We start from the raw sequence: 9,482 nt of genomic DNA on the forward strand, positions 1-9,482 counted from the left end.
TCAGCACGGGCGGATACTCCCAGGTGAGCATCAGCACCCGCAGGTGCCGGGCGGGCTGGATGTCGATCACGTCGGCGTCAGCGGACATGCGGCGGCCCCCTTTGAGTTGTGTGTCCCGCGCCGCGCACGGTCGCCCACCGCACCGGGGGCCGTCGTCCGCGTCCGGGGTCGCAGCTCATCCTGCCGAGCCGTCGATAACCAGCGGAGACGTGCTGATTGCCGAGATGTAACGCGTGGTCAGCGGGCCCGGCGCACGCGCAGCAGCTCGGCGACCGACCACGCCTGGAACGGGCAGCCGGTGGCGGCGTGCGGTGGGTCGGCGTCGGCCGTCTCGCTCACCGAGCCGAGGCCGAACTCCGTCAGGTGGCCCTCCAGGCCCGTGAACAGGTCGTCGGTGGGTAGCCCCGCCCGGCGGTACGCGTCGGCGAACGGTCCGATCAGCCACGGCCAGACGGTCCCCTGGTGGTAGGCGGCGTCCCGTTCCGCCGGACCGCCGCGGTGCCGGCCGAGGTAGCCGGGTGAGTCGGGGGCGAGGCTGCGCGGGCCGAGCGGGGTGAGCAGCGTCTCGGCGACCCGGCGCAGCGTCGGCGGGTCCGGTTCGAGGGGGGCGTAGGGCAGCGACCAGGCGAGCAGTTGGTTGGGGCGGAGCAGGTCGTCGTCGTGGTGCGGCGTCCCGCCGAGGGGGTACGCCGGGGCGGGCGCGTCCACCACGTCGTGCAGCCAGCCCACCGGCGTCGGGAACCGGGCCCGGAACGCGGCCGATGCTCTCGTGTGCAGCCCCCACAGCGCGCTGGCGTCGCGCCGTACCAGCTCGGTCAGCTCGGCGAGCCCGGCCAGCCCGTTGACCCAGAGCGCGTTCACCTCCACCGGCTTGCCGGTCCGCGGTGTCACGGGCACTCCGTAGACCCGGGCGTCCATCCAGGTCAGCGCGGTGCCCGGGGTGCCGCCCTGGGTGATCAGTCCGTCCGCCGGGTCGACGTGGATGTCGTAGCGGGTGCCGGCTAGGTGCGCCTCCACCACGGCGTGCAGCGCGGGCAGCAGCTCGTCGGCCAGGTCGGTGTCGCCGGTGACGGTGACGTGCCGGGTCACCGCGTGCAGGAACCACAGCGTGGCGTCGACCGTGTTGTACTCCACCCGCCCGGTGTCGGCGGTGTTCGCCAGCATCCCCTGCGACAGGGTCGCCGCGTACGCCCGCAGCAGGTCCCGCCCCTCGTCGGCTCGGTTGGTGGCCAGGAACAGCCCCTCGTAGGCGGTCATGGTGTCCCGGGACCAGGCGCCGAACCAGGGGTAGCCGGCCACCACGTCCGGCCCGGTGCCGGTGCGGATCACGAACGCGTCGGCGGCCAGGGCCAGGGTGGCCGTCACCGGGTCGTCCGGTTTCGCCGTGGCCACCACCGTCCGGTGGCGCCGTCGGGCCGCCTCGACCAGCGTGGTCGCCGCGGGCGGGTGATCGGCCAGGTCGTCCGCCCAGGCCAGCACCGGGACGGTGTCGCCGGGGGTGTCCAGCGCGCCGGAGAAGCTGCCCGCGTACCAGAGGTCCTCGTCCGGGTTGAGGCCGCGGGCCGCCTCCTCCCGGTGGTGCACGCCCAGCCACCACTGCCCCTCGGGCGCCCAGTCCGGCCCGGTCAGCCGGAACGCGCCCTCGATCACCGCCCCGCCGGCCGCCGGCTCCAGCCGCGGGGCCGGCCCGTCCGCGCGGCGCTCCCCGTGGGCGTCCCGCCAGGTGCAGGCCGCCGCCAGGTCCAGCCGCACGGGGCCGCCGGAGATCAGCCGGTGTACCACCGCCACGCAGGGCCGGCCGTACGCCATGGCGATCTCCCGCTCGATCACCACGTCCCCGATCCGCCACCGCCAGCGCGGCACCCCGTCGACCAGGTCGAAGCGTTCCAGCAGCTCGTGCCCGCGCGGGTCGATCACCCCGGTGGACCACTCGTGCGTGCCGAGCCGGACCCGCTGCCCGGAGGGCAGGATCACCGCCGGGTCCAGGCTGACCAGTCCCACCTTCCGGGCGGCGGGGGTTTCCCCGGCCACCACCAGCAGCCCGTGGTAGCGGCGGGTGCGCAGCCCGCTGACCGTGCCCATGGCGTAGCCGCCCCGGCCGTCGGTGAGCAGCCACTCCCGGGTCGAGGAGGCGGACAGCTCCCCGCAGACCTGCGGGCCAACACGAATGTCGATCAACTTTCCTCCACCGGCGGCGAGGTGCTACGCGCCACGACGACAATGGCCGCTGTGGAGATGTACCCCGGCGGCGTCGAAGATGTGCGGGTGATCACTGACCGCCCGACCTCCGCGACCCCCGACCCCGAGCGGCACCGGCTCGCCCAGGCCGATGCCGGGGCGCAGGACTGGCGCGCATGGGGTCCCTATCTGTCCGAGCGGGCGTGGGGGACGGTTCGGGAGGACTACAGCGAACACGGCACGGCGTGGGACTACTTCCCCCACGATCACGCGCGCTCCCGAGCCTACCGCTGGAACGAGGACGGGATGGCGGGCGTCTGCGACGACCGGCAGACGTTCTGCTTCGCCCTGGCCCTGTGGAACGGGCGGGACCCGATTCTCAAGGAGCGGATGTTCGGCCTGGGCGGCGACGGCGGCAACCACGGGGAGGACGTCAAGGAGTACTGGTGGTACGAGGACTCCACCCCGACCCACTCCTGGATGCGCTGGCGCTACCACTATCCGCAGGCCGCCTTCCCGTACGACGAACTGGTCGCGGTGAACGCGCTGCGCGGCCGGGACGACACCGAGTACGAGCTGGTGGACACCGGGATCTTCGACGACGACCGGTACTGGGCGGTGACCGTCGACTACGCCAAGGCGTCCCCGACGGACCTGTGCATCCTGATCACGGTCGCCAACCGGGGGGACCGGGACGAGACCCTGCACGTGCTGCCCACCCTGTGGTTCCGCAACACCTGGGCGTGGGGGCTTCCCGGCGGCGACCGGGTGCCGAAGCTGGTCGGCGAGGGTTCCCGGCTGGTCGGGGAGCACTGGGTGCTCGGGCAGCTCCGGCTGGAGGGCGACGGCACGCCCGTCCCGCTGCTGTGCGACAACGACAGCAACGCCGAGCGGCTCTGGGGGCTGCCCGGGCGGTCGCCGTACCCGAAGGACGGGATCAACGACCACGTGGTGGCCGGCGCGGCCACCGTCAACCCGGACCGGGAGGGCACCAAGGGCGCGCTGCACTACGTGCTCGACGTGCCGGCCGGTGGGCAGCGGCAGATCCGGCTGCGGCTGACCCGGACCGCCCCGCCGCCGGCGAGCGCGTCGCCGGCCCCGGCGGATCTCGGGGACGACTTCGACCGCGTGCTGTGGGCCCGGCGTGCCGAGGCCAACCGCTTCTTCGCCGGGATCATCCCCGCCGCGGCCACCGCCGACGAGGCCCTGGTGGCCCGGCAGGCCATCGCCGGGCTGATGTGGGGCAAGCAGTTCTACCACTTCGACGTGCAGCGGTGGCTGGAGGGCGACCCAGGCTCCACGCCGCCCCCGGCCGGCCGCCGGCACGGGCGCAACAGCGCCTGGTGGCACATGAACAGCTTCGACGTGATCTCCATGCCCGACCCCTGGGAGTACCCCTGGTACGCGGCCTGGGACCTGGCCTTCCACTGCGTCACCATCGCCCGGGTCGACCCGGGCTTCGCCAAGGATCAGCTGCTGCTCCTGCTCCGCGAGTGGTACCTGCACCCCAACGGGCAAATCCCGGCGTACGAGTGGGCGTTCGGCGACGTGAACCCGCCGGTGCACGCCTGGGCGGCGCTGAAGGTCTTCGAGATCGACGGCTCCCGGGACCACGAGTTCCTCGCCCGGGTGATGCACAAGCTGCTGCTCAACTTCACCTGGTGGGTCAACCGCAAGGACACCGGCGGCAACAACGTCTTCGAGGGCGGCTTCCTCGGGTTGGACAACGTGGGCCCGTTCGACCGGTCGGCCGCGCTGCCGGTGGCCGGGGTCCTCGAACAGTCCGACGGCACCGGCTGGATGGCCATGTACGCGCTCAACCTGCTCGACATGGCCGTCGTGCTGGCCGAGCACGACCGGGCGTACGTGGACACCGCGACCAAGTTCTTCGAGCACTTCGCGTACATCGCCGCGGCGGCGTACCAGCAGGGGCTCTGGGACGACGAGGACGCCTTCTTCTACGACGTGCTGCGGCTGGCCGACGGCACGAAGGTGCCGCTGAAGGTCCGCTCGGTTGTGGGGTTGCTGCCGCTCGCGGCGGTCACCCGGCTCACCGCGCGTACCCTGCACCGCCTGCCCGAGTTGGGCGCCCGGCTGCGCTGGTTCCTCACCAACCGTCCCGAGTTCGCCGACGTGGTCGGCGCCCGCCGGATCGGCCCCGACGGGCGGCAGCAGCGGCTGCTGTCCATGGTCGGCCCCGAGCAGATGGTCCGGCTGCTCGCCCGGATGCTCGACCCGGACGAGTTCCTCTCCGAGTACGGCCTGCGGACGCTGTCACGCGCCCACCTGGACAAGCCATTCACCGTCACCCTCGGCGGGCAGGAGTTCAGCGTCGGTTACGAGCCGGCCGAGTCGACCAGCGGCCTGTTCGGCGGCAACTCCAACTGGCGCGGCCCGATCTGGATGCCGACCAACTTCCTGCTGGTCAGCGCGCTGCGCGACTACGCCGCCTTCTTCGGCGACGACCTGCAGGTGGAGTACCCGACGCGCTCCGGGCAGAAGCGGACCCTGGACGAGATCGCCGACGACCTCTCCGCCCGGCTGATCGCGCTGTTCACCCGGGACGGCTGGGGTCGGCGGCCGATCTACGGCGCCTGCCAGCTCTTCCAGACCCACCCCGACTGGCGGGACCTGATCGCCTTCCCCGAGTACTTCCACGGCGACAACGGCGCCGGGCTCGGGGCGTGGCACCAGACCGGGTGGACGGCCCTGGTCGCCGACCTGATCCTCACCCTGCGCCGCTGAACACTCCGGGCCGGGCCGGGGGAGCGGCCCGACCCGGAGTGCGACTCAGGGCAGCGGGAAGAACGCCACTCGGGCGTGGTACTCGCCGGCCACCGTGGTGGTGTCGCTGCCGACCCACAGCCCCCGCTCGGTGGCGTACAGCTCGCCGGTGCCCACACCCCGGTCCTTCGTCGGGTTCCAGGACAGCGCCTTCCCGGTGACCGGGTGGATCGCCCCGATGCCCGGCCGGGACACCGCCCCGGGCCCGGCCGAGTCCCGGCCGAGCGGGTTGTCCAGCCAGCGCTGGTGGCCGCCCACGTACACCGCCGACCCGGTGATCGCCACCGAGAGCAGGGTGTCCCCGCCGGTGTAGTTCGCCCAGGTCGGCTGCTTGCCGGCGGTCTCCGTGCCGAACTCGAAGCGGGACGCCGTGTCGCACAGCGTCCCCGGGAACGCGGCGCCGGTGGTGACCGCTACGAACCAGGTGCCATCCGGGGAGATGTCCACCCCCCGCAGATAGGTGGGCATGGTCCGGGCGCACTGCGGCTTGTACCGGTCGGTTGACCAGCCGGAGAGCGTGGCCCCCGCGGCGGTCAGGTTCGCCACCGCGAGCTGGTGCCGCGGCTGCCCGGCAACGGAGCTGAAGTTGCCCACGAAGACCAGCCGCCGGCCGTCGGCGGAGACGTCCAGCGCCTCGATCTTGACCGGGGCGGTGACCCCGGAGGAGGTCACCCGGGGACCTTCCAGCCGCAGGTTCACCGACGCGTCGGCGGCGCCGGTGCTCGCGTTCAGGGCCGCCAGGGCGCGCCGGGTCACCCCGCCCACGGTCTGGAACGCCCCGCCCACGAGCAGCCGGTCGCCGACCAGCCGCATGTCGTTGACCTGGTTGTTGAGCGCGGCGGGGGCGAATCCGGCGACGCGGACGCCGGTGGCCGCGTCGATCCGGGCCACCCGCGGCGCGGCCACCCCGTTGACCGTGGTGAACGCGCCGCCGATGTACAGCGAGCGGCCGTCCGCCGAGGCGGCGAGGGCCTTCACCGTGCCGTTGACCACCGGCTTGAACGTGGTGTCGATCCGGCCGGTGGTGGCGTCGAACGCCACCAGCCGGGGCAGGGCCAGCTGCGCGGTGGTGCTCGCGTTGCGCACCTTGGTGAACGAGCCGGCCAGGTAGACCCGGTTGCCGATCTGGAGGATCCGGTACACCGTGCCGTCGAGCGCGTGCGGGGTCCAGGCCGCCGGCTTCGCGCTGACCACGGTGGCGTGGTTGGCGTTGACCGCGAGGGCCGGGGCCGCGGGCAGCGCGCCGCCCGCGGCGACGAGCGCGGCGAGCAGTCCGCCGGCCGCCCTCCGCCGCCGCCGGCGTCGGGTGTCCGGTCGGGCTCGGGTCGCTTGTGGATGATCGCGAGAGGTCGTCATCGTCGAAGCATGCCGTGCCGACCCGGGTACGCACAGTCGGGCGCCCGCCGCCCGTCCGTCGGCGATCGGTCACTCCGGTGCCGGCCGTCCGGTCCGTCGGAAACCCGGGTGTGGTGGTCGGCGGGGGCGCAGTAGCGTGTCCCGGTCCGCCGCACGGAAGGGGTACGCGATGCGACAGCGCCGAGAGGCCAAGGTGCTCGTCTTCGACGCCGACGACACGCTCTGGGAGAACAACATTCTCTTCGAGCGGGTGATCGACGACTTCCTCGCCTGGCTGGACCACCCGACGCTGGACCGCGTGGCGATCCGGGCCGTCCTCGACGACATCGAGCGGGCCAACGCCGTCGCGCACGGCTACGGCGCGAAGGTCTTCCTGCGCAGCCTGGGCGAGTGCCTGGAGAAGCTGCGGGAGCGCCCGGCGACCGATCGGGAGCGTGCCGAGATCGAGAGCCTGGCGGCGGCGCTGGTCGGCCACCAGGTGGAGTTGATGCCCGGCGTGGCGGAGACCCTGGACGACCTGGCCACCCGGCACGAGCTGCTGCTGCTCACCAAGGGAGATCGGGAGGAGCAGCAGCGCAAGCTCGACGCCTCCGGGCTGCTGCACCACTTCCGCGCCGCGCACATCGTGCCGGAGAAGAACGCCGACACCTACCGGTGGCTGGCCCGCGAGCACGGCTTCGACCCGGCCGGCGCGTGGATGATCGGCAACTCCCCGCGCTCGGACATCCTGCCCGCCCGGGCCGCCGGCATGAACGCGGTCTTCATCCCCAACGAGAACACCTGGGTGCTGGAGCACGACGAACTCGACCCGGGTGACCATGGGGTGATCCGGTTGGCCGCTTTCCCCGACCTGCGCCAGCACTTCTGACCCGGCGGGTAACGTCCCCCCTGTGCCGTTGACCTTTCCCTCGCATCTGGCGCCGGTGCTGCCCCTCAAGCTGTGGCGACCGCGCTGGTTCGACGGGGTGGCGCTGGCCACCGGCGCCGTCGCACCGGACGTCGCCTACCTGTTCACCGGCACCCGGTTCGACCTCGGCGCGCGTACGCACACCCTCGGCGGGCTGCTCTGGTGGTGCCTGCCGGTCGCGCTCGCGTACGCCTGGATCGTCCGCCGGGTGATCGCCGGCGTCGCGGTGCACCTGCCCGGCGAGCGCCTGTTCGCCTGGCGCGACCACGCCGCGCTGGGCGGCGTCCGGCATCCCTGGCAGGTCACCGTCTGCTCGGTGCTGATCGGCGCGTTCAGCCATGTCGCCTGGGACCGACTCACCCACAGTGACCGCTGGCCGCGCCTGCTGGGCATCTCGGACTTCCACGCGCTGACCGGGGTCTACTGGTGGCAGTTCTCGGATCTGCTCAGCACCGGGGTGGGCGGGGTGGTCGTGCTCGCCCTGGCGGTGCGGGCCGCCCGCCGGCATGAGATCTTCGACGGGGTACGTCCGCCCGCGCCGCCGGCCCGGCCCGGCCTGTTCTGGGCGGTGGCGCTGCCGGTGATCGCGCTCGGGGCGGTGGTGCTGCCCGGCCTGCCCGGGGCCACCCTCCTGGCGCCGACCGGGGTGCGGTGGCTGCACCTGGTGGCGCTCGCGTTGATCGCCGGAGCCGCGGCGGCCGGTGCCCTGCGCCCGGTCCCGCCGGTCGCGGCGCAGGATGGTCGTCTCGCGGACAAACAGCGTCAGCCCGGCTGACCCTGTTACACCGACATGCCGTATTTCGACATTGGCATCAATCACATTCTCCCGGCCGAGGGGGAGCTTGTTGGACCTGCGAGAAGCTGCCTAACCTGAGGCCGCGTTCGCGACTCTTCGGGGTGAGTCGGGGGCGCACCGAAGTCCGGTAGTTGGGCACCGTGGAGCTGAGTGCAGGCGGGCCGGCTCGCCGTGCTGAGCCCGGCGTGGGCGGCGTGCCACGCCCGCCGTGCTCGCAACGGCGAAATCCGCTACCACGCCGGACGGCTGGGGGTCAGGACCGGGGAGTTGCGGACCCGGTCCTGACCCACCCCGCGTTCCCCGCCCTCCGCCCGTGCTGATTGCCGCGGCAGCAGATGGTGCGAAAAGTCGCGCTTCAGGGGACCATACGGATACGCGCGAAGTGCGATGATCACCCGAATGAAGCGGAGATCTCTGTTCATCGGTGCGGCGGCCGGCGTGGCAGCCCCCGTACTCGCCTCCGGCGCGACCCCCGCAGCGGCCCGGCCACGGGGCGCCACAGCCACCAGCGGCACCGTCGTGCCCACCGTAAAACGCCACTGGCCGACCCCTCCAGACAACAAGGCGTCCCGCCTGACCACCCTGCCGTCGACCACGCAGCAGGTCATCATCGTCACGGGGGACAGCTACACCACCACCTACGCCACCCTGGAGACGTTCGCGCGGATCCGCGGCGTCTGGACCCCGGTTTCCGCGCCGCTGCCCGCCCGGATCGGCAGCAAGGGATTCAGCGACAACCACGTCGAGGGGGTGCCCACCACGCCGACCGGCGTCTACGCCATCGGCCCGACGATGTACGGCATCGCGGCCAACCCGGGCGTCAGCTACCCCTACCACCAGCTGGTGACCAACGACTGGTGGAACGAGAACCCGGATTCGCCGGCCTACAACAGCTTCCAGCACACGACCACCAACCCGGGCGGCTACAGCGAGGCACTCTGGCAGGAGACGCCGGCCTACACCCATTTCGCCGTGATCACCTACAACATGGCCCCGAACGTCGCCACGCCGGTGCCCGGCGCCGGCAGCGGGATCTTCCTGCACGAGTTCAGCCGTACGCCGTCCGGCCCCACCGCCGGCTGCGTCAGCCTCTCGCACGAAGACCTGGTGAGCGTGCTGACCTGGCTGAAGCCCGACCTCATGCCCCGCATCGTGCTCTGCCCCGCCCAGAACCTCAGCCGCTACTGAACCGGCCCCGCGGACGGCTACGCTGACCGTCCACCGCCGAGCGTCCCTGATCAGCTTAGTGATCCTGAGTCGGATTGGGTTTCCGGGATCGTTTCCCACCGTGGTGGGGTCGCGTGGGCGTGGAAGTGGAATCCTGCGCCCAGGGCGGCTCCTCGTGGCTGGTGGCCGGTGGTGGGTGTGCTGGTCGTGTTCACGCCCTGGTGTCGGTGGGCTGCGCGGGGCAGTCGCCGGTCCGTTGGTGCGTGTCCCTCCGGACGCTTTCCCGCCCGGTTG

The 9,482-nt window shown here is 72.5% G+C and carries 7 protein-coding genes; 4 read left to right on the forward strand and 3 right to left on the reverse strand.

Annotated elements, in window-relative coordinates; translation table 11 throughout:
- Positions 1-237: 237 nt before the first annotated feature.
- Positions 238-2,178 (reverse strand): amylo-alpha-1,6-glucosidase, encoded by a 1,941-nt coding sequence (locus ACY34I_RS39380; protein ID WP_462760474.1) that lies wholly within the window; start codon positions 2,176-2,178, stop codon positions 238-240.
- A gap of 42 nt (positions 2,179-2,220) precedes the next feature.
- On the opposite strand from ACY34I_RS39380, the gene ACY34I_RS39385 reads away from it, so the two are divergent.
- Positions 2,221-4,923: an MGH1-like glycoside hydrolase domain-containing protein gene (locus tag ACY34I_RS39385; protein ID WP_462760476.1), complete on the forward strand. Its 2,703-nt coding sequence runs from the start codon at positions 2,221-2,223 to the stop codon at positions 4,921-4,923.
- Between the two features lie 45 nt (positions 4,924-4,968).
- Here ACY34I_RS39385 and ACY34I_RS39390 read toward each other — a convergent pair whose 3' ends face one another.
- Positions 4,969-6,318, reverse strand: coding sequence for a hypothetical protein (locus ACY34I_RS39390; RefSeq protein WP_462760478.1), 1,350 nt, complete (start codon positions 6,316-6,318; stop codon positions 4,969-4,971).
- 169 nt (positions 6,319-6,487) lie between these two features.
- On the opposite strand from ACY34I_RS39390, the gene ACY34I_RS39395 reads away from it, so the two are divergent.
- From ACY34I_RS39395 to ACY34I_RS39405, 3 genes are all read left to right on the forward strand, one after another.
- Entirely contained in the window at positions 6,488-7,186 is a 699-nt protein-coding gene (locus ACY34I_RS39395) for an HAD family hydrolase (RefSeq protein ID WP_148801282.1), read from the forward strand.
- Between the two features lie 22 nt (positions 7,187-7,208).
- Positions 7,209-8,000: a DUF4184 family protein gene (locus tag ACY34I_RS39400; RefSeq protein WP_462760481.1), complete on the forward strand. Its 792-nt coding sequence runs from the start codon at positions 7,209-7,211 to the stop codon at positions 7,998-8,000.
- Between the two features lie 420 nt (positions 8,001-8,420).
- Positions 8,421-9,209, forward strand: a complete 789-nt coding sequence (locus ACY34I_RS39405) for a L,D-transpeptidase family protein (RefSeq protein WP_462760483.1) — start codon at positions 8,421-8,423, stop codon at positions 9,207-9,209.
- 50 nt (positions 9,210-9,259) lie between these two features.
- Here the strand turns inward: ACY34I_RS39405 and ACY34I_RS39410 are convergent.
- Positions 9,260-9,482 (reverse strand): hypothetical protein (locus tag ACY34I_RS39410; RefSeq protein WP_462760485.1); only part of this gene is annotated, 223 nt, incomplete at its 5' end.

This window comes from Micromonospora sp. RTBAU3-60, assembly GCF_054963695.1.